At 41.2% G+C, this 23,254-nt stretch carries 19 protein-coding genes, 3 rRNA genes and 1 other annotated feature; of the genes, 10 read left to right on the top strand and 12 right to left on the bottom strand.

Annotated elements, in window-relative coordinates; all coding sequences use genetic code 11:
- Positions 1–2: 2 nt before the first annotated feature.
- Positions 3–1,136 carry an A/G-specific adenine glycosylase gene (gene mutY, locus ALLST_RS09620; protein WP_169336049.1) on the bottom strand — a complete coding sequence of 378 codons (1,134 nt, stop codon included), beginning with the start codon at positions 1,134–1,136 and terminating at the stop codon, positions 3–5.
- A gap of 70 nt (positions 1,137–1,206) precedes the next feature.
- Between mutY and ALLST_RS0100575 the strand changes: the two genes are divergently transcribed.
- Positions 1,207–2,001, top strand: coding sequence for a nitrilase-related carbon-nitrogen hydrolase (locus tag ALLST_RS0100575; protein ID WP_019892023.1), 795 nt, complete (start codon positions 1,207–1,209; stop codon positions 1,999–2,001).
- 79 nt (positions 2,002–2,080) lie between these two features.
- Here ALLST_RS0100575 and ALLST_RS0100570 read toward each other — a convergent pair whose 3' ends face one another.
- Positions 2,081–3,313, bottom strand: a complete 1,233-nt coding sequence (locus tag ALLST_RS0100570) for a GHKL domain-containing protein (RefSeq protein WP_019892022.1) — start codon at positions 3,311–3,313, stop codon at positions 2,081–2,083.
- Entirely contained in the window at positions 3,310–3,978 is a 669-nt protein-coding gene (locus tag ALLST_RS0100565) for a LytR/AlgR family response regulator transcription factor (RefSeq protein ID WP_019892021.1), read from the bottom strand. Before ALLST_RS0100565 ends, ALLST_RS0100570 begins: the two co-directional genes overlap by 4 nt.
- 228 nt (positions 3,979–4,206) lie before the next feature.
- Between ALLST_RS0100565 and ALLST_RS0100560 the strand changes: the two genes are divergently transcribed.
- Positions 4,207–4,620 (top strand): hypothetical protein, encoded by a 414-nt coding sequence (locus ALLST_RS0100560; RefSeq protein ID WP_019892020.1) that lies wholly within the window; start codon positions 4,207–4,209, stop codon positions 4,618–4,620.
- Between the two features lie 329 nt (positions 4,621–4,949).
- Here ALLST_RS0100560 and rrf read toward each other — a convergent pair.
- The 3 genes from rrf to ALLST_RS09615 all read right to left on the bottom strand — a co-directional run bounded on the left by rrf (position 4,950) and on the right by ALLST_RS09615 (position 9,806).
- Positions 4,950–5,054, bottom strand: a 5S ribosomal RNA gene (rrf, locus tag ALLST_RS0100555).
- Positions 5,055–5,143: 89 nt separating this feature from the next.
- Positions 5,144–8,014: ribosomal RNA gene (locus ALLST_RS0100550) — 23S ribosomal RNA — on the bottom strand.
- Between the two features lie 265 nt (positions 8,015–8,279).
- Positions 8,280–9,806: ribosomal RNA gene (locus ALLST_RS09615) — 16S ribosomal RNA — on the bottom strand.
- Together the 16S, 23S and 5S rRNA genes form the textbook arrangement of a ribosomal RNA operon.
- Positions 9,807–10,492: 686 nt before the next feature.
- Here ALLST_RS09615 and yaaA point away from each other — a divergent pair.
- Genes yaaA through ALLST_RS09605 form a run of 3 tightly spaced genes read left to right on the top strand, consistent with a single transcriptional unit; the run spans position 10,493 to position 12,518 of the window.
- Positions 10,493–11,227, top strand: a complete 735-nt coding sequence (yaaA, locus tag ALLST_RS0100540) for a peroxide stress protein YaaA (RefSeq protein WP_019892019.1) — start codon at positions 10,493–10,495, stop codon at positions 11,225–11,227.
- A complete protein-coding gene (locus tag ALLST_RS09610; protein WP_019892018.1) occupies positions 11,220–11,924 on the top strand; it encodes a GTP pyrophosphokinase in 705 nt (234 codons plus the stop codon). Before yaaA ends, ALLST_RS09610 begins: the two co-directional genes overlap by 8 nt.
- Before the next feature lie 27 nt (positions 11,925–11,951).
- A complete protein-coding gene (locus tag ALLST_RS09605; RefSeq protein WP_019892017.1) occupies positions 11,952–12,518 on the top strand; it encodes an LOG family protein in 567 nt (188 codons plus the stop codon).
- Positions 12,519–12,633: 115 nt separating this feature from the next.
- On the opposite strand, the gene leuB is transcribed toward ALLST_RS09605, so the two are convergent.
- Genes leuB through ALLST_RS0100510 form a run of 4 tightly spaced genes read right to left on the bottom strand, consistent with a single transcriptional unit; the run spans position 12,634 to position 17,186 of the window.
- A complete protein-coding gene (leuB, locus tag ALLST_RS0100525) occupies positions 12,634–13,704 on the bottom strand; it encodes a 3-isopropylmalate dehydrogenase (RefSeq protein WP_019892016.1) in 1,071 nt (356 codons plus the stop codon).
- A gap of 15 nt (positions 13,705–13,719) precedes the next feature.
- A complete protein-coding gene (gene leuD, locus ALLST_RS0100520; RefSeq protein ID WP_019892014.1) occupies positions 13,720–14,217 on the bottom strand; it encodes a 3-isopropylmalate dehydratase small subunit in 498 nt (165 codons plus the stop codon).
- A gap of 13 nt (positions 14,218–14,230) precedes the next feature.
- The gene (leuC, locus tag ALLST_RS0100515) at positions 14,231–15,493 is read right to left on the bottom strand and encodes a 3-isopropylmalate dehydratase large subunit (RefSeq protein WP_019892013.1); all 1,263 of its coding nucleotides are present in this window, start codon (positions 15,491–15,493) and stop codon (positions 14,231–14,233) included.
- A gap of 28 nt (positions 15,494–15,521) precedes the next feature.
- Complete coding sequence (locus ALLST_RS0100510; protein WP_019892012.1) at positions 15,522–17,186, bottom strand: 2-isopropylmalate synthase; 1,665 nt, start codon at positions 17,184–17,186, stop codon at positions 15,522–15,524.
- Between the two features lie 47 nt (positions 17,187–17,233).
- Positions 17,234–17,463, bottom strand: a binding site (T-box leader).
- A gap of 147 nt (positions 17,464–17,610) precedes the next feature.
- On the opposite strand from ALLST_RS0100510, the gene ALLST_RS0100505 reads away from it, so the two are divergent.
- Positions 17,611–18,207, top strand: coding sequence for an IMPACT family protein (locus ALLST_RS0100505; RefSeq protein ID WP_019892011.1), 597 nt, complete (start codon positions 17,611–17,613; stop codon positions 18,205–18,207).
- An 18-nt stretch (positions 18,208–18,225) separates the two neighbouring features.
- Here the strand turns inward: ALLST_RS0100505 and ALLST_RS0100500 are convergent, their stop codons facing one another.
- Positions 18,226–18,699, bottom strand: coding sequence for an HD domain-containing protein (locus tag ALLST_RS0100500; RefSeq protein WP_019892010.1), 474 nt, complete (start codon positions 18,697–18,699; stop codon positions 18,226–18,228).
- Between the two features lie 350 nt (positions 18,700–19,049).
- Between ALLST_RS0100500 and ALLST_RS0100490 the strand changes: the two genes are divergently transcribed.
- A complete protein-coding gene (locus ALLST_RS0100490) occupies positions 19,050–19,301 on the top strand; it encodes a hypothetical protein (protein ID WP_019892008.1) in 252 nt (83 codons plus the stop codon).
- 119 nt (positions 19,302–19,420) lie between these two features.
- Here the strand turns inward: ALLST_RS0100490 and ALLST_RS0100485 are convergent, their stop codons facing one another.
- Positions 19,421–20,950 carry an L-lactate permease gene (locus tag ALLST_RS0100485; RefSeq protein ID WP_019892007.1) on the bottom strand — a complete coding sequence of 510 codons (1,530 nt, stop codon included), beginning with the start codon at positions 20,948–20,950 and terminating at the stop codon, positions 19,421–19,423.
- 550 nt (positions 20,951–21,500) lie between these two features.
- Between ALLST_RS0100485 and mraZ the strand changes: the two genes are divergently transcribed.
- The 3 genes from mraZ to ALLST_RS0100465 are packed head-to-tail and all read left to right on the top strand — an operon-like array spanning position 21,501 to position 23,190.
- Positions 21,501–21,932 carry a division/cell wall cluster transcriptional repressor MraZ gene (mraZ, locus tag ALLST_RS0100475; protein WP_019892005.1) on the top strand — a complete coding sequence of 144 codons (432 nt, stop codon included), beginning with the start codon at positions 21,501–21,503 and terminating at the stop codon, positions 21,930–21,932.
- Between the two features lie 15 nt (positions 21,933–21,947).
- The gene (gene rsmH / locus ALLST_RS0100470) at positions 21,948–22,880 is read left to right on the top strand and encodes a 16S rRNA (cytosine(1402)-N(4))-methyltransferase RsmH (protein WP_019892004.1); all 933 of its coding nucleotides are present in this window, start codon (positions 21,948–21,950) and stop codon (positions 22,878–22,880) included.
- Complete coding sequence (locus tag ALLST_RS0100465) at positions 22,873–23,190, top strand: PilN family protein (RefSeq protein ID WP_019892002.1); 318 nt, start codon at positions 22,873–22,875, stop codon at positions 23,188–23,190. The genes rsmH and ALLST_RS0100465 overlap by 8 nt, the downstream gene beginning before the upstream one ends.
- Positions 23,191–23,254 lie beyond the last annotated feature (64 nt).

Genomic DNA, 23,254 nt, shown 5'->3' with positions numbered 1-23,254 from the left:
ACTTATCCTTTCCTATTTATACTGCTTAACTTACTTAAATATTCTTCAATCGCACCCATTTGCCCATCTTGTTCCATCTTCTGCAACAAAGCCAAGGCACGCTGATATAGTTTTTCGTATGCCGTTGGAATTGCCTTTTCGTTTTTAATTTCTTCTATACTCGAAAAGCCATCCCCTACCGGATATAAGACAAGTTCCGCTTTCATCTTCCATATTTTATGGGTAAAGACAAATTCATCTTGATCTAAATCAAAACGTTGAAAAACAGTTTGATCATCCATCATATTTCGATCACAAATTAGGCCATGCGAATCCGTCTTTTGTTTGTGAAGAAAGCTTGGAAAACTTTCATCAAATTCATACATTCCCGCAAGTAAGCCTTGATGCGCGCGTTGATTGAGATGAATCCACCATTGTCCATCTTTCCAACCTGCCACAATACAAACTATTTTTTCTTCTATTTTTTGTTCTAACTTCTTTTTAGCCACCGGCAAGACGCACGGATTTTCTTTGGTCGCACCAATACAAGAAGAGCGAATCGGGCAACTTGAACAACGAGCAACTTTAGGCGTACAAACTCTAGCGCCTAGTTCCATCATTGCTTGCGTAAAATCCGACATATATTGTTCTTCCGGTAGCTTTGTTTGTAAAAACGCATCCAGTTCCCGCTTATTTTTCGGATTGTTAAAGTCTTGCTCTAACCAATAATAACGAGAAGCGACACGAATGACATTTCCATCAATAGCCGTACAGCACTCATTATACGCAATAGATGCAATCGCACCCGCGGTATAATCGCCAATTCCGGGCAGTTTCTTCAATTCTTGTTTCGTTTTTGGCAATTGTCCTTCATATTGTTCAACACAAACGTTGGCTGCTTTTTTCATATTGCGAACTCTTGCATAATAACCTAAACCCTGCCACAGTTTAGTTAATTCTTCATCTTGGGCATTCGCTAGATCCGTGATCGTTTTATAACGAGCAACGAAGCGATTATAATAAGGAATCATCGCTTCAATTCTCGTCTGTTGCGACATAATCTCTGAAACCCAAATATGATAAGGATTCTTTTCATGACGAAAAGGTAAATCCCGTTTTTCTTTGTTATACCAATTTAATAGTCCTTGAATATCCATGGATTCCATTATAGAGAAGGCAAAACAAAGAAGAAAACTTTATATAAAAAATAATAGAAAGAGGTCGACTATGATTGTCTCTTTACTTCAACCCCTCGTCTTAGATTCCAAACAAAAAATTTTAGAACAAGTCCTTTCTCTGATCGAACTTGCCGCATTGCGCGATCATACCGATCTTGTTGTTCTTCCTGAACTTTGGAATACCCCTTTTATCAATGCAGAGATTTTAAAACACCAAGATGAATGGGATGACTATATTCATCCTCTCCAACAAATCGCAAAGTCATTTTCCATTTGGATCGTTGCTGGCACATTACCTCGTCAAGATAAAGGAAAAATTTATAATTCATGTGCAATCATCAATTCTGATGGTGAAATTGTCAGTATTGCCGATAAAACCCACTTATTAGAAGTTCATACATCAAAGCATACATATTATGAAAAAGATGTCTTCACACCCGGAAATCAACTCAAAACATTTTTAACCCCATGGGGAAGAATTGGGATTCTCATCTGCATGGATAATCGTTTTCCAGAAGCAGCCCGCACGATCGCAAAGGATTGCTTTATGATCGTTGCACCTTGCGGATTCAACGATAAAGTCGGTCCGATTCACTGGAATCCCTTATTTCAAGCTCGAGCCATGGAAAATCAAGTCTTCTATCTTGCGACCAATCCCGCAAAAAAATCTTATGCCACGTATACAAGCTATGGGCATTCACTCGTTGTCGGGCCAGATGGCAAGATTCTTGATCAATTAGATGAAAAACCAGGATTATTGACAATTGAAATTGATCCAAAACAAGTCGATCAAATCCGTAAACGTACCCCTTATTGGGATTTGCGCCGCACTGATTTATATTAATTCCATCTTCTCATATAAAAAGCCGATTATTTCTTTATCTAAAGAAAAATATCGGCTTTTTCATTTCTATTGTTCACCCTTATTTTTGAGGAATGGTCATTGTAACCACAAAGTATGCGTCTTGATCAATCTGAATCGTTCCATCCAACTCATGAATCAGTTTTTTCATTCTCACCAACCCAATTCCATGGTCAAAATCCGTCTTTTCTGTCTGCAAAGATTTGACTGAAGACAACGGATTGCGAATCGTTCCGATCACTTTTTCCTGATCTAGACGGAGTGTAATCGTGATCGTTTTAGATAAATCTTGATGGCGCTCAAGTTCATCAATCGCATTATCAATCGTAAGAAAAATTGCTTCGACAAATTCAGTCGGGATTTTATCGACATTCGAGTCGACCAAGATATCAAAATGGATTTTGGGATAGGAAGCAACCATCTGATTGAACAATCCATTCAAAACGATGTCTTGGCAATAATATTTAAATTCATTGACATTACACTCACCAATAAGCTCACTTAGATACCGATCTACTTCTTCATTGCGATTTTGGCGATTGAGCAATTGAATAATGCGCATATGGTCTTTTAAAGAATGGCGAATTTCACGAAGTTGATTCGTTTGATCTTCGATTTTGACATTGGCTTTGGCAATTGCTCGCTCAGTCGCTTGAAGTTCTACTTCTTTTTTCTGCAATTGTTCTTTATTGTTCAAAAATTGCACCGCAACAATCAAGATAAAACTATACAGCACAATCACTAAATAAAAGTAAATACTGTCGATTCCAATCGTATCGAAAATCTGAACACTCAAAACATTCAGCGTCATCATTCCTATCACGAGAAAAGAAATTTGACGATTAAAACCATTATGATTGAAGCGCATCATCCCCAAAAATTGAAGAGCGCTCACGAAAATAGAACAAGTCATCCCAAGTAGGGCATCCATTGGATTTCCTTCAACACTAAATAACGATGACGTCCATCCTCCAAATATACAACTTCCTAATAGCCATGAACTTTCAATCGTTGCTACATAGACTAAATGGCGCCAAAAGATTACACCTTTACTTTCTTTTCGCCTTAAATCACTAATCATCAACATATCCCAAAAGATCTGCATCAGCCATCCAATAAAAAAAGGATAAGAATGAATCGTCCATATAGACAAAGAAAACATCGCATTCATCAATACTCGAATCACGATCATCCAAAGTCGTCTTTCTTGGAATCGGCAAGCTTCTTTTAAAAGAAAATAGGTAGAAGTCGATTTTATGATCCAAGCCAATATCTGCACATAGCGAATCATCATCGTTTCACCTCTGTTTCAAATCGCCGACGATAACGACGACTAATATATACTTTTTTCCCATTTCGAAGTGTAATACAGTCTTTTTCTATCGATTGTATTTGATGAATATTGACTGCTTCCCCTTGATTGATCCAAACAAAGTGTTCTTCAAACCAAGGTTGACTGCTGTCTAATTTACCAGTTTTTGTCCGAAGTTCTCTTCCCTGCAAATCGGTAAACCAGATCACGCGATCAATGCGGTGACATGAACAAAGCAAGTCTGTTCGTACAGGAATCGATCTCTTATTTTGATCTTGAAGCCAGACAACAGGGATTCCAACAAGAATTTGTTTAGCTTGGAGTAATTTCTCTTTTAAAACCGAATCGTCTTCTCCTTTTTCCACAAATCCAAGTACATTTATGCCAAATGATTCTTTAATTCGTGTAAAACATACTGAATAAAACAAAATTGCTGGAATCTGTTTTCCATATTCATGCATAAATTGAATTCCATCTTTTGATCCTTCTAATTCGATATCGAGAATCGCTAGATCCGGGATAATCGGTAAGGTAGAAGGGACACAAGGATAAATCATCAAATTTGCGGAAGGAAAAACGTCCAAAACCATTCGAGTGATTTCTTGAGCATAGATTTTCTCATCTTCCAAAATTAATATATTCGGCATAATTTGTCTCCTTATTCAGGATTATGTCAAACAAAAAAACATGTTTCAATATTACATATCCGTTAAAATTTAACTTCATCCGTAACTATCGACCGAATGAGCATCGAAACCCACCGCTTCTACAAAAATCATATATAAATATGCGTGCAAATGCTTAGATCATATTGAAGAGAAGTCACTTACATCTCTCATATAACACTCAATCTTAAGGAGAAGGAGGGCTTTATAATGACCATGATTGAATCGCAAACATTAAAATCATTTCTTATTGTCGCTTTATGTTTTCCGATTGTTTTATGTGGCAGTCATTGGATCAATGTTCATTGTAATTTTGCATTTGCTGGTCCACTAACCGTCATCATTGGAATAGGACATTTCATTCTTTACCTGTACTTAGCGAACAAAATTCGTAAAGTACAGCTCGAGAACTATGCACAAACGAACACTTCCATGATTCACCTAAGCCGCCATAATTTGAATGAGTTAATTGTTTTAGGATTATTGACTCCATTCGTTCTGAGTTTTATTCATCGAATCTGCATGGAATATCAAAATCTGTGGATCGAAATCCTTTTTGGTATTGCTTATATCCTCATTTATTGGATATTCATTCTCGGATTTAAGTTGAAGGGGACGATTTAAAATATGAAAGCCTACAAATATTTTTAAAATGCCATACTCATTGTGGAATTTTTAGCTGTTTCCACTTGTCTATACTTTTGGATCATGAATGATTTTGATCATAATCTCTATGACTTTTGCAGTAAAACGATTGTCATCTGTCTTTGTTTTGATCTATCTTCTTTATTTTTTGAAAAGAAATTAACAAAACATCCAAATCCACGATGATTGAACATAAAATAATCAAAAGCCTGTAAATTGGGTTATTCCCTTACTACAGGCTTTTCTTATTGTGATCAGAGTTTCATAGACGTTAAAAAAACTGCCTCATATCAAGGCAGTTCTTCTTTGTCCAGCGGCTTCCTATTTTCGCATTCACTATCGTCGGCGCTAGATGGCTTAACTTCTGAGTTCGAAATGGGATCAGGTGTGACCCATCCGCTATCGCCACTGTACTATTGAATTGTTCCATCGATCTTTCAAAAACGAAGACCAGTATTTACATAACTCTTACAGTTACCTTTTTTCTTATACTCTCGAATCTTAGATGAAGCTTTCGACCGATTAGTACTGGTCAACTCCATGAATCACTTCACTTCCATTCCCAGCCTATCACCTTATCGTCTTTAAGGGGTCTTATTTACCGCAGATCTTATCTTGGGGTTGGTTTCGCACTTAGATGCTTTCAGCGCTTATCCATTCCCTACTTAGCTACCCGGCTATGCCATTGGCATGACAACCGATGCACCAGTGGTAGGTCCATCCCGGTCCTCTCGTACTAAGGACAGCTCCCCTCAGATCTCCTTCGCCCACAACAGATAGGGACCGAACTGTCTCACGACGTTCTGAACCCAGCTCGCGTACCGCTTTAATGGGCGGACAGCCCAACCCTTGGAACCGAATCCAGCTCCAGGATGCGATGAGCCGACATCGAGGTGCCAAACCCCGCCGTCGATGTGAACTCTTGGGCGGGATCAGCCTGTTATCCCCAGGGTAGCTTTTATCCGTTGAGCGACGGCCCTTCCATTCGGCACCGCCGGATCACTAATCCCGACTTTCGTCCCTGCTCCACTTGTCGGTGTCGCAGTCAAGCGCGCTTCTGCATTTACACTCTTTGTCTGGTTTCCATCCAGACTGAACGCACCTTTGGGCGCCTCCGTTACTCTTTAGGAGGCGACCGCCCCAGTCAAACTGCCCACCTGGCACTGTCTGTGACTTTCGTCTACGTTAGGGGTTCAAATCATCAAGGGCGGTATCCCAACGGCGGCTCCTTAGAAACTAGCGTTCCTATCTCTTTGCCTCCCGCCTATCCTGTACATGATCATCCAAAACCCAATACCAGGCTGCAGTAAAGCTCCATGGGGTCTTTCCGTCTAGTTGCGGGTAACCTGCATTTTCACAGGTACTAAGATTTCACCGAGTCTGCTGCCGAGACAGCGCCCAAATCGTTTCACCTTTCGTGCGGGTCAGAACTTACCTGACAAGGAATTTCGCTACCTTAGGACCGTTATAGTTACGGCCGCCGTTCACTGGGGCTTCGGACCACTGCTTTGTCTTGCGACGAACAGATCCCCTTAACCTTCCAGCACCGGGCAGGTGTCACCCCATATACTTCGCCTTACGGCTTTGCATAGAGCTGTGTTTTAGTTAAACAGTCGCTTGGGCCTTTTCACTGCGGCTCTCTCGAGCGCCCCTTCTTGCGAACGTACGGGGCCATTTTGCCGAGTTCCTTGGCAACAGTTCTCTCGCTCACCTTCGTATTCTCTACGTGCCCACCTGTGTCGGTTTTGGTACGGGCCGCAATAAAGTTAACGCTAGAAGCTTTTCTTGAAAGCCGCTCCATGTGCTTCACTACTTTCCGAAGATTTCGTTTACCGTTCACGCTCTGTACATCTTGATCCGGATTTGCCTAGATCTGTACTGCTTCGCTTCGCCCCCAATCCATTAAGGGGGTCACACTTCCCGTCTTTGTCACTCCATCGCCTTTATCACGGGTACAGGAATCTTCGCCTGTTTTCCATCTGCTTCGCCTCTCGGCTATGCATTAGGTCCCGACTAACCCAGGGCGGACGAACCTTCCCCTGGAATCCTTGGGCTTTCGGTGTGCAGGATTCCCACCTGCATCTCGCTACTCACACCGGCATTCTCACTTCCATATCCTCCACAGACTCTCACGATCCTGCTTCAATGAATATGCAACGCTCCCCTACCACTTAATATCTAATTAAATCCGCGGCTTCGGCAGATGACTTAGCCCCGGTACATTTTCGGCGCAGAGCCACTCGACTAGTGAGCTATTACGCACTCTTTCAAGGATGGCTGCTTCTAAGCCAACCTCCTAGTTGTCCGTGCATCTCCACATCCTTTTCCACTGAGTCATCATTTTGGGGCCTTAGCCGGCGGTCTGGGCTGTTTCCCTCTTGAGCATGGACCTTATCACCCACGCTCTGACTGCCAACTATTGACTGACGGCATTCGCAGTTTGATTCCATTCAGTACCCCGGGATGGGGCCATCATGAATTCAGTGCTCTACCTCCGCCAGCTTTCCATTAACGCTAGCCCTAAAGCTATTTCGGGGAGAACCAGCTATCTCCGAGTTCGATTGGAATTTCTCCGCTAGCCACAGGTCATCCGCTAACTTTTCAACGGTAGTCGGTTCGGTCCTCCACAAAGTTTCACCTTTGCTTCAACCTGCCCATGGCTAGATCACCCGGTTTCGGGTCTACTTCTGTCTACTCTATTCGCCCTATTCAGACTCGCTTTCGCTTCGGCTTCGCATTTTCCTGCTTAACCTCGCATCCAAAAGTAACTCGCCGGTTCATTCTACAAAAGGCACGCCATCACCCTTTGACGGGCTCTGACTTCTTGTAGGCATACGGTTTCAGGTTCTCTTTCACTCCGCTTGCGCGGTTCTTTTCACCTTTCCCTCACGGTACTTCTTCACTATCGCTCACTCTTACTTATTTAGCCTTGGCGGATGGTCCCGCCTGCTTCCGACAAGATTTCTCGTGTCTCGTCGTACTCAGGAGACGCTAACGACTCAGTTCGCTTACCTATACGGGAATTTCACCCTCTTTGTCTGTGCTTTCCATCACATTCTAGTTCACTTACCTTTTGTATCTCGCGTTCCTACAACCCCGTATTTCTACGGTTTGGGCTCTTTCCCTTTCGCTCGCCGCTACTCGGAAAATCACTTTTGTTTTCTTTTCCTCCAGCTACTTAGATGTTTCAGTTCACCGGGTTGTTCTCCATACAAGTATGGATGACTGGACTTGACTCCAGCCGGGTTCCCCCATTCGGATATTCATGGATCGGCGCTTTTTTGACAGCTCCCCATGACTTTTCGCAGTCTAATACGTCCTTCTTCATTCAAGAGTGGCAAGGCATCCTCCGTACGCCCTTCCTTGCTTGATCTAATTTCAAAATATGCTTGTTTCGAGATTGTTTTTTACACTATAAGAACTGTTTACTGTTTTTCTGACTTGGTTTATCTTTTCTGATTACCTTCGTAATGTTTTCTACAACTTACGTCAGACCTTCTGTTATGTCTTATACTGATCATTCGTTTTTCAAAGATCGATGGTTGATGATCAAGGTCTCCCTCTCTCACCTTGGAAGATCACTCTTCCAAAACTCAATGACAAACTCACTTAACTCTTCCCTTGTACTTTCTCCTTAGAAAGGAGGTGATCCATCCCCACGTTCCCGTAGGGATACCTTGTTACGACTTAACCCCAGTCATCGGTCCCGCCTTCGACGACTCACTCCCTTACGGGTTATGCCATCGGCTTCGGGCGTTACCGGCTTCCATGGTTTGACGGGCGGTGTGTACAAGGCCCGGGAACGTATTCACCGCGGCATGCTGATCCGCGATTACTAGCGATTCCAACTTCATGAAGTCGAGTTGCAGACTTCAATCCGAACTGGGACATCTTTTCTCGGATTGGCTTGCCTTCACAGGTTCGCTTCCGTCTGTAGATGCCATTGTAGTACGTGTGTAGCCCAGGCCATAAGGGGCATGATGATTTGACGTCATCCCCGCCTTCCTCCGGTTTGTCACCGGCAGTCTGATGTGAGTCCTCAACTGAATGGTAGTAACACATCACGAGGGTTGCGCTCGTTGCCAGACTTAACTGAACATCTCACGACACGAGCTGACGACAACCATGCACCACCTGTCACCGAGATAACCTCTAACATATCTCTATGTCTTCGCTCGGGATGTCAAGGCCTGGTAAGGTTCTTCGCGTTGCTTCGAATTAAACCACATACTCCACCGCTTGTGCGGGCCCCCGTCAATTCCTTTGAGTTTCACACTTGCGTGCATACTCCCCAGGCGGAGGAGTCATTGCGTTAGCTTCGGCACCGAGGTACTACCCCCGACACCTGCTCCTCATCGTTTAGGGCGTGGACTACTAGGGTATCTAATCCTATTTGCTCCCCACGCTTTCGTGCCTGAGCGTCAGTTACAGGCCAGGCGGCCGCCTTCGCCACTGGTGTTCTTCCACATCTCTACGCATTTTACCGCTACACGTGGAGTTCCACCGCCCTCTCCTGTCCTCGAGCATACCAGTTTCCAAAGCCTGTACAGGTTGAGCCCGTACCTTTCACTTCAGACTTGATATGCCGCCTGCGCACCCTTTACGCCCAATCATTCCGGATAACGCTCGCCACCTACGTATTACCGCGGCTGCTGGCACGTAGTTAGCCGTGACTTTCTGGCGAGGTACCATCAAAAGAGAATCATTCCCTCTTCTCTTCCTTTTTCCCTCGCAACAGAGCTTTACGATCCGAAGACCTTCTTCACCCACGCGGCATTGCTCGTTCAGGCTTGCGCCCATTGACGAAAATTCCCTACTGCTGCCTCCCGTAGGAGTCTGGGCCGTGTCTCAGTCCCAGTGTGGCCGATCGCCCTCTCAGGCCGGCTATGCATCATTGCCTTGGTGAGCTGTTACCTCACCAACTAGCTAATGCACCGCAGATCCATCCATCCCCTAAGCCAAAGCTTATTTCAAAAATTTAAGATGCCTTAAATCTTCCTATGGGGTTTTAGACTTCGTTTCCAAAGCGTATCCCCCGGGTATGGGCAGGTTATCTACGTGTTACTCACCCGTTCGCCACTAGCTACCGAAGTAGCTCGTTCGACTTGCATGTATTAGGCATGCCGCCAGCGTTCATCCTGAGCCAGGATCAAACTCTCCATTTGATATTGACTCAAACGCATTTGCGTTTATTTATTTCGTGAAATGATATATTGAAGTATATTAAGTGTTTTTGTTCAGAATCGACGTTGTATAATTTTTATCGAATTTGAATTGTCTGTCATTGAGTTTTCAAAGAGCCATCTGTTTTCAACCGGCTACCCGGTCAAAAAGCTTGTTTACTATACCGCTTGAGATTTGGATTGTCAACTCGAAATTTGAATTTCTTTATTTCGTGTTGTTTTCCAAGTCTTTGTCGGTGCCCTCATCGGCGTTGCCGCTCGGTGAGTGCTCGACTATTCAACCACATATCCCATCTCTTTGCAAGCCTATTTTTTAAAAAAATTTCACTTTTATTTGTGCTTGCTTTACCTATCGTGTTTTTTCGGATTATTTTTTTCAGATTTTATTCATACTGAATTATATACTTCTCATAAAGAGTTATTAATTCTTCGTTTTGATCTTTATTTTTCTTTTAATTTCTTTTCCATTTGCCATTAAACTACGGTTTCGATACTAAAATATAAATTGCATTCTCACGTTTGATTATTATTCTTAAACATTCTTTTATTGCTTTTCAGTTTTCGTTATTTAAATACCCTCTATAATATAGGAGTATGTCTTTTATCTACATAATGATGGAGTACACCTCAATCGTTCACAACATAAGATCAGAAAGGACAGTTATAAGATGAAGATCATTATTTCCCCTGCTAAAAAAATGTGCTTGAGTGAAGATCACGATTTTTCACTTACTCAACCAACCTTTCAATCTGAACATGATGAACTTCTAAGTCGCCTATTGAATAAAACAAAAGACGAACTTTTAGATCTCTATCATTGTTCTACAAAAACCTTAGAACCTGTTTGGCAAAATCTCCAACTCCAAAAAGATGGAATCACATTGCCTAAGTCTCCTGCACTACTTTGTTATGAAGGAATTGCATTTCAATATATGGCTCCTGGTGTTTTTTCAAACGATCAGTGGGATTATGTGAATGAGCATTTACGAATTTTAAGTGCGATGTATGGTGTCTTGCGTCCTTTAGACGGAATTGAACCTTATCGATTAGAGATGCAACAAAAGCTAGATGGTTCCCTCTACGAATTTTGGGGAAGCAAACTTGTCGAACAACTAAATGATGACACGATTATTAATTTAGCAAGTAAGGAGTACTCAAAAGCCATTTCTACTTATCAAAAACTCATTGACATTCGATTCTTTGAACTTGACCAAGGGAAATATAAAGAAAAAGGTGTCTATGCCAAAATGGCTAGAGGAGCAATGGTGCGCTGGCTAGCGCAAAATCAAATTGAAGACCCCCTTCAACTTCAACAATTTAACGAAATGAATTATCGATTTGATCCTGAATCCTCAAATGATCATTTGTATGTATTTGTGCGAAGGGAAGATGACCATGACTGATCATAATCTTTGGCTTGCCGATGACTGGCTTGAATTACAACGAGTCTGCGCTGGCTGCCAAGAACATTTAACCCAAGAAATCTTAAACATGAAATATGAGATCGAGCGAAATCGTCACCATACTGTTTTGCGGAATATATCCGGACGTTTAAAAACACTCGACAGCATTCAAAATAAGCTCGTCCGTTACGGATTTGAAGTTTCACCTCAATCCGCATGTGCCAATTTGCATGATATCGTCGGGATCCGCATTATTTGTTCATATCTTAAAGATATTGAAGATGTCGTCGAAGCTTTATCCAACTTACCCAAATTTGAAGTAACTGAAATCAAAGATTACATTGCGCACCCTAAACCTTCGGGTTATCGTTCATTGCACGTGATTGGGATTACCACGATCGAAGGTATTGGCATCCAATGTGAAATTCAACTGCGTACGACCGCAATGGATTCATGGGCCGCTTTAGAACACCAACTTCGCTATAAAAAAGAGCTTCCTGATTCTGCTTTCGTCAATCAAGAACTTTTAGAATGCGCCACACTGCTTGAACAAAGTGACATCAAAATGCAAGCGATTCACGACTATATCGAAATCCTTAACGGATGGTCTCGTTGCGATCACATTGATGAGGATCAATCTTCTCATCAAAAATGGGTCTCTATTCATGTTCCTGAACTAAAAGATCCAAAACAATAATTTGAATTAGAAAGATGAGGAATATTTATGCGTCAAATTGGAATTTGTGTTTATGGTGGAGCGTCCAATCATGTTGATGAAGTCTATTTAAAAACGGCTTATCAAATTGGCGAAGAAATCGCAAAAAGAAACTGGACATTAGTCAATGGTGCCGGTGATACCGGCATGATGGGCAACGCCATTAGAGGAGCTAAAGCCACAAATGGAAACACAATCGGGGTTGCACCTTTCTTTTTCCGTCAACCTGGCGTTCTTTATCAAGAAGGTGAAGAAACGCTTTATACAAGAACAATGCGTGAACGAAAAGCATTTATGGAATCTCTTTCGAGTGCTTTCATTACGACACCTGGCGGAATTGGAACATTAGAAGAATTTTATGAAATTTTAACGCTGAAACAACTCCAACAATTAGATCTTCCTTTGATCTTATTAAATACGAACCATTACTACGATGGACTACTGAAAATGATGCAAGGTATGACGCAAGCTGGTTTTATTGATCAATCCGTTTATGACTTATTCAAAGTCTGCCTCACTGTAGAAGAAGCTTTCGAATACCTTGATCAACAACTCCCTGTATCACCAACAAAATAATCTTTAGCGTGGCCCTTTTTCAGGTTGCCACGTTTTTTTATTTTCTCTAAGAGAATTCTTCAAAATAGAAAAAGGGTGGAGTTTTCTCCACCACAATTTCCAATTCATTGATCGCCTACAGTTTTTCTAATAATAAGTCCGTGATTTGATCACAATAGGCTTTTTTCATTCCTTCAGTATACATGTCCGCTGTTCGCCAACCTTCGTTAAGAACCGCTTCTGTGGCTTGTTCAATCGCACTTGCTTCTTTTTCTAATCCAAAAGAATAGCGAAGCATCATTGCTGCAGAAAGAATGCATGCCAAGGGGTTCACGATATTTTTGCCCGCAATATCTGGTGCTGAACCATGAATTGGTTCATATAATCCTCGTGTTCCTTCTCCTAAAGAAGAAGAAGGAATCATCCCAATGGAGCCTGTAATTTCACTCGCTTCATCAGAGAGGATATCGCCAAACATATTTTCCGTAACAATGACGTCGAACTGACTTGGATTTTTACAAATCTGCATCGCGCAGTTATCGACAAACATCACATCGAATTCGACTTCTGGATAATCTTTGGCCATCTCATATAAAACAGAGCGCCATAAACGCGATGTATCCAATACATTGGCTTTATCGACAAGTGTTAACTTCTTGTTTCGTTTCATCGCCGTTTCAAAACCAACTTTTCCAATACGACGAATTTCATTTTCATCATAAGGCATATAGTCGATCGCTTGACGAACCCCGGCAACTTCATTTGTTTCATGTTGGCCAAAATAAACACCACCAGTTAGTTCGCGAACAATCACAAAATCAATTCCTTGATCTGTGATTATTTTTTTTAGTGGCGAAGCGTCGGCGAGTTGTGGCCAAATTTTTGCCGGACGCAGATTTGAGAATAGCCCCATTCCTTTACGCAAGGCCAACAATCCTTTTTCAGGACGTTGATCTCCAGGCAATCCTTCCCATTTTGGTCCCCCGACAGCACCAAGTAATACAGCATCACAATTCAAACACTTTTCTAATTCATGATCCGGCAGCGGATTTCCATATCGATCAATGGCATCGCCACCCATCGCAACATCGACATATTCCCATTCATGTCCATATTTATGCGCAATTGCATCCAAGACTCTCAGGGTTTGAGCAACGATTTCCCGTGATGAACAATCACCACGAATGACTCCGATTTTCTTTTTCATTTCACTCCACCCTTTCTATCTGTCTTGCATTTGGCGCAAATATTTCATCCATCCACCACAACGAATAATGTCTTGAATAAATGCCGGGAATGGTTCTGCTTGCCAAGATTGACCGGTTGTTTTATCGCAAATCACCCCGGTTGTAAAATCAACTTCGACTTCATCTCCCGGTTGAATACCATCCACTGCTGCCTCACATTCTAAAATGGGCAGTCCGATATTAATTGCATTCCGATAGAAAATACGCGCAAATGATTTTGCGATTACGCAATGTATTCCGGACGTTTTAATTGCCAGTGGTGCGTGTTCTCGACTAGAACCACAACCAAAGTTCCATCCCGCAATCATCAAATCCCCTTCTTTAACGTTTTTCGCAAAGCTTTCATCGAGATCTTCCATGCAATGTTCGGCAAGAGCTTTCGCATCGGGGGTATTTAAATAACGAGCGGGAATAATGACATCTGTATCGACATTGTCCCCATAAACAAATGTTTTTCCTTTTGCTTCATTCATGTAAATTTCCCCCTTATTCAAATTCTCGTGGATCACTAATGTGTCCAGTCAGTGCGCTATAGGCTGCCGTATAAGGACTTGCTAAATAAACTTCCGACGTTTTATCTCCCATACGCCCAACAAAGTTGCGATTCGTCGTGGAAATACATCTTTCGTTCGGTGCCAAAATCCCCATATATCCACCTAAACACGGTCCACATGTTGGTGTCGATACTACTGCTCCCGCTTCAATAAAGGCCATTAAGTAGCCATTGGCAATACATTGTTTATAAATGTCCATCGTCGCTGGAATGATAATGCAACGAACGCCATCTTTTACATGGTTGCCTTTTAAAATGCGATATGTGGCATCCATATCTTCCATGCGCCCATTTGTACAACTTCCAATCACAACTTGATCAATTTCAATCTCTTGTGATTCCTTGGCCGGATGTGTGTTTTCTGGTAAATGGGGCCAAGAAACAACAGGTACGATTTGGCTCAAATCCATTTCGATGACTTGTTCATATACCGCATCTTCATCTGCTTGATAAATTTTTGGTTCGTTTGCCCCATGTGCTTTTAAAAATGCAAGAGTTTGTTCATCAACTGGAAAAATCCCATTTTTTGCGCCCGCTTCAATCGCCATATTACAAATGCAAAGACGATCATCCATACTTAATGCTTTAACCCCATCCCCAGTAAATTCTAAAGATTTGTATAAAGCACCATCGACGCCAATTTGTCCGATTAACGAGAGAATGACATCTTTACCCGAAACAAAATCGTTCAGTTGACCTGTCAATTTTACTTGGATCGCACTTGGCACTTTAAACCATGCTTTTCCCGTTGCCATTCCCGCTGCCATATCTGTTGATCCAACACCGGTTGAAAAAGCGCCTAATGCTCCATATGTGCAAGTGTGCGAATCCGCACCAATTAAACAATCCCCCGCAGTTACTCGTCCTTGTTCAGGTAACAAGGCATGTTCAATCCCCATTTTCCCGACATCATAGAAGTGGCTAATTTTATTTTCTTTACAAAACGAGCGACAAGTTGCTGATTGCTTGGCAGCTTTTATATCTTTATTCGGTACAAAGTGATCCAATACAACATTGATTTTTTCTGGATCGAAAACAGAATCAAATCCCGCTTTTTCAAATTCCGCGATTGCGACCGGTGTCGTAATATCGTTTCCTAATACACCATCTAAATCGGCAAGAATTAACTGTCCTGCTTTTACTTCATCTAAATGGGCATGTGCTGCCAGAATTTTTTGTGTCATCGTCATTGCCATAGTCTATTCCTCCATTGATTTTTTCTTTTTATGCTTGATTGCGATTATTAATGGCAGAAGTTAATGCCAAAATTGCGGAATATAAAATATCGGGATCGCTTCCTGCTCCCCAGGAACGACTACCGTCTGGCCATAACAAGCCGATATAACTTTGCGCAAGAGCATCTGAGCTTTTTCCTAAAGATTGATCAGTATATGTTTCCAAAGAATAATCTAAGTTCAATCCTGCTTTGATCGCATTATTGACGGCGTTCAAGCGTCCATTTCCAACGCCATACCATTCGTGTTCAACACCATCAACGAGCACTGTCACGATTGCTTTCAAAGTCTTGCTTTGGATAAAGTGCGCTTCTTTCATTTCGAGAATCGGACCTGTTTTATTTAAGTAAGTTGTTTTGAATACTTCTAAAATTTCTTCTGGTTTTAACTCAGCATGGCGATGATCCGAGACACTCTTGACGGTATAACCAAAGTGTTCGCGCATTTTAGCCGGCAGATCATAGCCATAACGATGTTCGAGAATATAACCAATGCCTCCTTTGCCGGATTGCGAATTCACCCGAATGACATCGGCATCATAAGTACGAGACAGATCATGCGGATCGATCGGTAAATATGGTACTGTCCAACGTCCTTGAGGATCGTCTTCTTTGCACTTCATGCCTTTAGCAATGGCATCTTGATGAGAACCAGAAAAAGCCGCAAAAACAAGTGAGCCGGCATAAGGTTGTCGTTCATGTACATGCATTCTTGTCGTTCTTTCATAAATTTCTACGATTTCTGGCATATTAGAAAAATCAAGTTTGGGATCGACGCCTAATACATATAGATTTAATGCTAATGTGATCGCATCTACATTGCCTGTGCGTTCTCCATTTCCAAATAAACAACATTCCACGCGTTGGGCACCTGCAAGCAAAGCTAATTCGGTATCCGCAACCCCAGTACCGCGATCATTATGAGGATGGGTGGATAAAATTACCGCATCCCGACGATGCAAATGATCTGAACAATACTCAATTTGGTTGGCATAAACATGGGGTAAGGACATTTCTACCGTAACCGGTAAGTTGATAATCATTGGGCGCTCCACTGTTGGTTCCATAATATCGATCACCGCATTACAAACGTCCAAGGCATAATCCGGTTCTGTTCCCGTAAATGATTCCGGTGAATATTCAAATAAGAAATTTCCTTCATATTCTTGAGAGAGTTGTTTAACTAAACGTGCTCCTTCAAGTGCGATTTCTTTGATTTCTTCTTTGGATTTTTTAAAGACTTGTTCGCGTTGGGCTTTCGATGTTGAATTATAAAAATGTACAACTGCTCGTGGTGCCCCTTGAATCGCATCGAAAGTTTTGCGAATAATATGTTCACGACATTGCGTCAATACTTGGATGGTCACATCATCAGGAATCAAATCTTGTTCGATTAATGTTCGCAAAAATTCATATTCCGTTTCTGAAGCTGCGGGAAAACCAACTTCGATTTCTTTAAATCCGATCTTCACTAACATATTGAAGAATTCGAGCTTTTCTTCCAAAGACATCGGTACGATTAAAGCTTGGTTGCCATCCCGCAAATCGACTGAACACCAAATGGGTGCATGTTCGGGATGATCTTTTTTCACCCAACGGTATTCGGATTTTTCTACCGGAAAATAACCGGGAGAATATTTGTTCGCATTCATCATATGATTTCCTCCTAAATATAAAAAAACGCCTCTTTGCATTTGGAATGCAAAGAGACGAATAAAATCCGCGGTACCACTCTTCTTGCCACAACCTTTGTGACCTCTCAACGCGATCTAACAATCGCACCATCTATAACGGGAATTCCCGGAAAGAACTACTGATTTCACTCTTTCAGCTCCAAGGGGAGTGCTCAAAGACATCATCCACAGTCTCGCATCACCCGACTGCTTTCTGAAGGAATTCACTGCTTTGATTGATCCTTGTCATTGCTTTTTAAACGTGTTTTCATTTTATTAACCCAAGAAAACATTATCAACAAAACAGAAATATTTTTCAGAAAATTTTTGAAATAAATATGAAAACTTGATTCAGCTTCGTCAATCGACCATTTTCATTCCGATATTTTTAGAAAGGATGCCCATTATGTATCTCAAATACGACATCACCGTCCAACAAGAAGTCAAAAAGAGTCGCTTTATTTGTTTATTAGCACGCGTCAAAACCCAAGAAGACTTGAAAGCGCTCATCGCCAAAGCAAAAAAAGAATATCCCCAAGCCACGCACTATTGCAGTGCAATGAAATCGGGATCCCTTTCGCACTCTAGCGATGATGGTGAACCAGCCGGAACAGCCGGTCGCCCCATGTTAGATGTACTCCTTAATCACGAAGCCGATCAACTTGGCGCAGTGGTTGTCCGCTATTTTGGCGGTACTTTACTTGGTAAAGGTGGACTCGTTCGTGCCTATTCAAGTAGTGTCGCCCTTGCTGTACAAGAAGCCTGCTTTTTTGAACCACGTACGCTTGGCTTTTATCAATTGGAAGCTGATTATTCGATCAGCGGAAAAGTCGAAGCTTTTTTGCGAACTCGTGAAGTAGAACAAATCCAAGTTGATTATGGTCAAAATGCGGTATTCACTTTTATGAGCCCAAACGATTTAAATGACGAACTCGCAAGTCGTTTTTCTGGACAAGTTCAAGCCATCTTACTTAAAGAATGTGTTCTCGAAAATGGAGACTAAAGAAAAGCAGAGTTTTGCCTATAAGCTTAACTCTGCTTTTAATTGATTAAACCGCTGCTTTAAATCATCCTCGAATTGTTCACTAGGATCCACACTCCATCTGGCAAGAAGATCGCCATCTTTAAGCGCTTCGTCAAATGGAGTATCGATACGCTGTTTATCGCTATGATGAGAAATCGCCTGACAGACTTGTTCAATTTCGCTCGCTTCAAATTGTTTCATGCCCTCTAGAATTTCTCGCGCAAGGTTGGCTCCTTTTTGAGCATGTTGAAATGGGGCGTTGTATGAAAATCGGGCAAGATCGTGTAATAGGGCGCTGATCTTTAATAATTCGAGATCTAAATGTCTTCTTTGTGCTAATAAAGTGACCCAGCCATCGACTAAATCTGTATGCCGCATTGCTTGGTAACGAAGTGGGGCATAGTAAATCTTTGAATATTCATCAAAAATAAATTGAGCGACAACTTCATAACGTTCAAAGTTCTGTTTCATCTCTTTTTCCTCTATCTCGATCGTTTTTTAATTTTTTCTTATTCCATGTCTGCCAAAAACATTTTTTGCCAATATAACATCTTTTTCTTTTCTGTTGATTATGATGAAGCATTTCTGTTGTTTTTAGAAAACTTCGTGACACAATAATCATAATCATCGTACATCTTCATCTTTTACAAGCTAGATTTACCGACTTCAATCGGCAGAAAAACGAGTTTTTGACATTGAGTTAGATTGATTGAAAACTTCACATAATCTTGCTGAATTGCTAACAAGGTGAAATGTTAGATTAAGAACATCGATAAACGAATTGAAATTTTACCGACTTCGTTTTCAAGGAGGTTTTCTATATGTGGATGATTCTATTGATGTTAGTGGGTTTATTCTTTTTATTCTTCCCATTACTTGGATTCTTTTTTCCATTTTTAATGCTTTTAATGCCGGTGTTCTTCATGTTCTCTAGACCTTCCGTGAAAGTCTACACACGAACATTTACACCTAATGATTTGAATTCTAATCGCTCTTCTACAAGTTCGAATATGAATTCCAGACAATCTTTACCCAATGTGATCGATGTTGATTACACCGAACGCGACATTTAATCTTGTATTGCCCCTTCAGTCTTCCGCACGCGGAAGGCTTTTTTCTTTATCCATCAAAAAAAATCCGCATCTTCCATACAATATGGAATTTGCGGATTTAAATCGTTAAAAGTTATGGATTAGCCTACAAGCGATGTGCCGACAAAAGCAATAATTGAAGTGAAGATCAAGAAGACGACACCATAAGGTAAAACCATTTTTAATAATTTAGAATCTTCTTTTAATCCTCCAACAGCTGATAATGCAATCGCAATGGATTGTGGGGATAACATTTTCCCAACACCTACACCAAGTCCGTTTAAGCCAACAATCCAAGACTGATTCAATTCGAGGGCTGTGGCCGCATTGGCTTGCACTTGTCCAAAGAGAACTCCAGAAGAAGTCCCACTTCCCGTAACAAATGTACCTAACATACCCAGCCATGGCGCAATAATAGGATATGCCCCTTGCATCACGGTAATCGCAAATGCAGTAATCGCATCAATCATGCCGGAATAAATCATAATTTTTGCGGCCGCAAGAACAGCCACCATAACAATAATGGAACCCTGCATTTGTTTGAGTGTCGCAATAAAGACATCTTTAAACTGTTTGAAGCTTGCTTTTTGAACAATCGCACCCAAAATTGCGGATAGGAAAATCCATACCCCTGGCGTATTGATCCAAGTAAATGTTGTTGGGGACATAAATGTCACAGTCGAAGCAAACTGAGCCAAGAAAGTATGAATTGGCAACACGAGTTTAGAGGTCGACAATAAGAAAATAAAAATGAAGATGAATGGGGCACAAGCCACCAATGCTTCTTTTAAAGTAAATTTTGCCGTTTGACCGGATGGGCCTTCCATCAAGTATTCTGGATTTGGTTTTACCGTTTTGGCTAATAAAATTGTAATTGCAAGTGAGCAAACAGATCCAATTACAACAACAAGTTCTGCTCCGACAAATTTAGAAACGATAAACATCGGAATCACAAAGCCTAGTCCGGAACCTAAACATAGCCAAACCATATCTTTTAATGCCTTGAAACTTTTTGTGGTCATTACAACAAGTAAGAAAGGAATAATCACAAAGAAGATTCCTGTTTGCATCACTTGGAATGTGGAAAGGTCAATTGAATTTGACATCCCCAATAAATTGACAACGGTAATCGTCGGAATTCCAATTGATCCCCAAGGTGTTGGGAACCCATTTGAAACCAAGCATACTAAGCAAGAGAACAATGGATCGAAACCCATTGCCATTAACATGCCGGCCGGGATAGCAATGGCAGTACCAAAACCAGCCATTCCTTCCATAAATCCACCAAAACACCAAGCCACTAAAATGACTAAGACGCGTTTATCAGCAGATACGCTTTTTAACATCGACTTAATGACATCCATGCCACCTGTCGAACACACTAAGTTATATGTAAATACAGCTGCAATGATCACCACAACAATTGGCCATAATGCCATTGTTGCTCCTTCTAATGCTGACATTCCAATGACTTCAATTGGTTGATGCCAGAAGAAGAAGGCTTCGAATGCAGCTAAAATCGCAGCGCCAATGGCCGCTTTCCACGCCGGTTGTTTGAAGCCCATCATGATGATGATCAACAAAATAATAGGACACAAAGCGAGGATAAAATTCAAAATTAACTCACTCATCTCTTTTCTCCATTTCGTTCGCTTTTTATTATAAAACGCAAATATTTTGCTTCACATTCTTTTTACATTTTTCGAAATGAATTTATGTTGACCCTTTCATTGTTATTCTTTTCACCATTTCTAAAGGCATTTTGGCACTTTGGATCAATTTTTCTATCGTTTTCTTCTTTCTCTTTCACCTTGATCTTTTTTATCTTTTTAATTATTTTCCAAAAGAGTTCAAAAAACATACACTTTTTTCTTTTGCTGATATTTTCCAATTCACCTACCTAAAATTTTTATCATTCTATTTTTCAAAATTTTGGGTGTTCCGCTCTCAAAACGCGCCATTTCCCTTTGAAATAGTGGGACAATCCCCCACTTTTTCAAGATTTCTGAATGCTATTGTCGTTCATGCCTTATTTATCGTTTTTTTTAGATTTTTAAAGTTTTTTTATTTTTCGCAATTCCCCATCAAACAGCGTGTTTTAAATTGAGCAAACCTCATTTTCGGGTTATAATGCACCTACAAAGTAGGTAATTGTGTCACGAAGTGGGGAGGTGATGACACATGTTCATGGGCGAATACACACATAACATTGACCGTAAAGGCCGTCTGATCATGCCGGCCAAATTTCGTGAAGAGCTTGGTGAACGTGTCTACATCACTCGCGGAATGGATGGCTGCTTAACGGTTTATCCTCTTCAAGAATGGACAAACCTCTATGCTAAATACTCTTCCCTCCCTTCGACTAATCCCGATGCACGAATGTTCATGCGTTTTTTCATGGCAAAAGCGACTGAAGTAGAAGTGGATGCGCAAGGACGCATCTTGATTCCTGCCAATTTAATGAAAGACGCTGCTTTAGAAAAAGAGTGTTACATCATTGGCATTGCAAATCGTGTGGAAATTTGGTCGAAAGACCGTTGGCTTACTTTACAGGAGGAAATGCTTCCTTCTTATGAGAAATTCGCGGAAAATTTAACGCCATTTCTCGAATAGTTCAGGAGTACTTATATGGAACACATCAGCGTCCTGTTACAGGAATCTATTGATATGTTAGACGTCAAACAAGATGGCATCTATGTCGACTGCACACTAGGTCGCGCTGGTCATTCTAGTGAAATTCTTAAACGTCTCGATCAAGGTCATCTCTATGCATTCGATTTAGACCAAACCGCAATTGATGAAAGTAGAAGTCGTTTAGAAGCCATTTCTGATCACTTCACTTTAATTCACGCTCCCTTTGAACAACTGAAAGAACAACTCGCAAAATATAACATTGACCACGTCGATGGCATCTTAATGGATCTTGGCGTGTCTTCTCCCCAATTCGATGATCCCGAACGTGGGTTTTCCTATCGTTTTGATGCCGATTTAGATATGAGAATGAATCAAAGCCAATCTTTAGATGCAAAAACGATCGTCAACACTTATTCCAAAGAAGAATTAATTCGAATTCTCCGTGAATATGGTGAAGAATCTTTTGCCCCTAAGATTGCTGCTCGTATTGTGCAAGCACGCTCCGAATCACCCATTCAAACAACCTTTGAATTGGTCGATGTCATTAAATCCGCACTTCCTGCTGCTGTTCTCAAGAAAAAGGGACACCCTGCTAAACAAACTTTCCAAGCACTACGCATGGAGGTTAATCAAGAACTTCCACAGCTCACATCTGTGCTCGAACAAGGCTTAGACTTATTAGCCCCTAATGGCAAAATGGCTGTGATCACGTTCCACTCTTTAGAAGACCGCATTGTTAAACAAGCATTTGCTGCCAAAGCACTTCCTAAAAAAGTTAATCGCCGTATGCCTGTTAACATCGATGAACAATTGCATTATCAACTCATCAATCGCAAACCTATTCTCGCTAGTGAAGATGAACTAGCCGTTAATATGCGTGCCCACAGCGCAAAATTGCGGGGAATTATGAGGATCGACAATGACTAAGCCAAATCAACATACAAATCCTAAAAAGAAAAAGAAGAAAATCTTCACCCCTCTACATGTGCTTTATTCCTTGTTGTTTCTTTCTGTTGTAGGCTACATCGGAGTTTGCTTACTGTTACGCTCTTATTCCGATAACCTTGCAAAAACAAACCAACAGCTCACATCAGATATCTCTACTTATTCTGCAAATGTTGATGAACTCAAAGATGAGATTTATCAACTCCAAGAAAAAAGTCGAGTCTTAGGGATGTTAGAAGGCCAAGTCAGCGAAAACTCAAATAACGTTTATTACTACGATAGTGAACAATAAAACGGGCAGTTGAAAAGAATCTTTTAGTTTTAAAGTTCTTTTTAACTGCTCGTTTTATCATGGT

Origin of the sequence: Allobaculum stercoricanis DSM 13633, assembly GCF_000384195.1 — a bacterium.
Lineage (GTDB): Bacteria > Bacillota_I > Bacilli_A > Erysipelotrichales > Erysipelotrichaceae > Allobaculum > Allobaculum stercoricanis.
This window is presented reverse-complemented; position numbering and strand designations above follow the sequence as displayed.

Excerpts from the sequence above, each read along its gene's own strand:
- ALLST_RS0100560 (WP_019892020.1), top strand. The coding sequence starts at position 4,207 with ATGACCATGATTGAATCGCAAACATTAAAATCATTTCTTATTGTCGCT.
- ALLST_RS0100575 (WP_019892023.1), top strand. The coding sequence starts at position 1,207 with ATGATTGTCTCTTTACTTCAACCCCTCGTCTTAGATTCCAAACAAAAA.
- ALLST_RS0100570 (WP_019892022.1), bottom strand. The coding sequence starts at position 3,313 with ATGATGATTCGCTATGTGCAGATATTGGCTTGGATCATAAAATCGACT.
- ALLST_RS0100485 (WP_019892007.1), bottom strand. The coding sequence starts at position 20,950 with ATGAGTGAGTTAATTTTGAATTTTATCCTCGCTTTGTGTCCTATTATT.
- ALLST_RS0100500 (WP_019892010.1), bottom strand. The coding sequence starts at position 18,699 with ATGAAACAGAACTTTGAACGTTATGAAGTTGTCGCTCAATTTATTTTT.
- yaaA (WP_019892019.1), top strand. The coding sequence starts at position 10,493 with ATGAAGATCATTATTTCCCCTGCTAAAAAAATGTGCTTGAGTGAAGAT.
- mraZ (WP_019892005.1), top strand. The coding sequence starts at position 21,501 with ATGTTCATGGGCGAATACACACATAACATTGACCGTAAAGGCCGTCTG.
- ALLST_RS09605 (WP_019892017.1), top strand. The coding sequence starts at position 11,952 with ATGCGTCAAATTGGAATTTGTGTTTATGGTGGAGCGTCCAATCATGTT.
- ALLST_RS09610 (WP_019892018.1), top strand. The coding sequence starts at position 11,220 with ATGACTGATCATAATCTTTGGCTTGCCGATGACTGGCTTGAATTACAA.
- ALLST_RS0100565 (WP_019892021.1), bottom strand. The coding sequence starts at position 3,978 with ATGCCGAATATATTAATTTTGGAAGATGAGAAAATCTATGCTCAAGAA.
- ALLST_RS0100490 (WP_019892008.1), top strand. The coding sequence starts at position 19,050 with ATGTGGATGATTCTATTGATGTTAGTGGGTTTATTCTTTTTATTCTTC.
- leuC (WP_019892013.1), bottom strand. The coding sequence starts at position 15,493 with ATGGCAATGACGATGACACAAAAAATTCTGGCAGCACATGCCCATTTA.
- leuB (WP_019892016.1), bottom strand. The coding sequence starts at position 13,704 with ATGAAAAAGAAAATCGGAGTCATTCGTGGTGATTGTTCATCACGGGAA.
- mutY (WP_169336049.1), bottom strand. The coding sequence starts at position 1,136 with ATGGATATTCAAGGACTATTAAATTGGTATAACAAAGAAAAACGGGAT.
- rsmH (WP_019892004.1), top strand. The coding sequence starts at position 21,948 with ATGGAACACATCAGCGTCCTGTTACAGGAATCTATTGATATGTTAGAC.
- ALLST_RS0100505 (WP_019892011.1), top strand. The coding sequence starts at position 17,611 with ATGTATCTCAAATACGACATCACCGTCCAACAAGAAGTCAAAAAGAGT.
- ALLST_RS0100510 (WP_019892012.1), bottom strand. The coding sequence starts at position 17,186 with ATGATGAATGCGAACAAATATTCTCCCGGTTATTTTCCGGTAGAAAAA.
- ALLST_RS0100465 (WP_019892002.1), top strand. The coding sequence starts at position 22,873 with ATGACTAAGCCAAATCAACATACAAATCCTAAAAAGAAAAAGAAGAAA.
- leuD (WP_019892014.1), bottom strand. The coding sequence starts at position 14,217 with ATGAATGAAGCAAAAGGAAAAACATTTGTTTATGGGGACAATGTCGAT.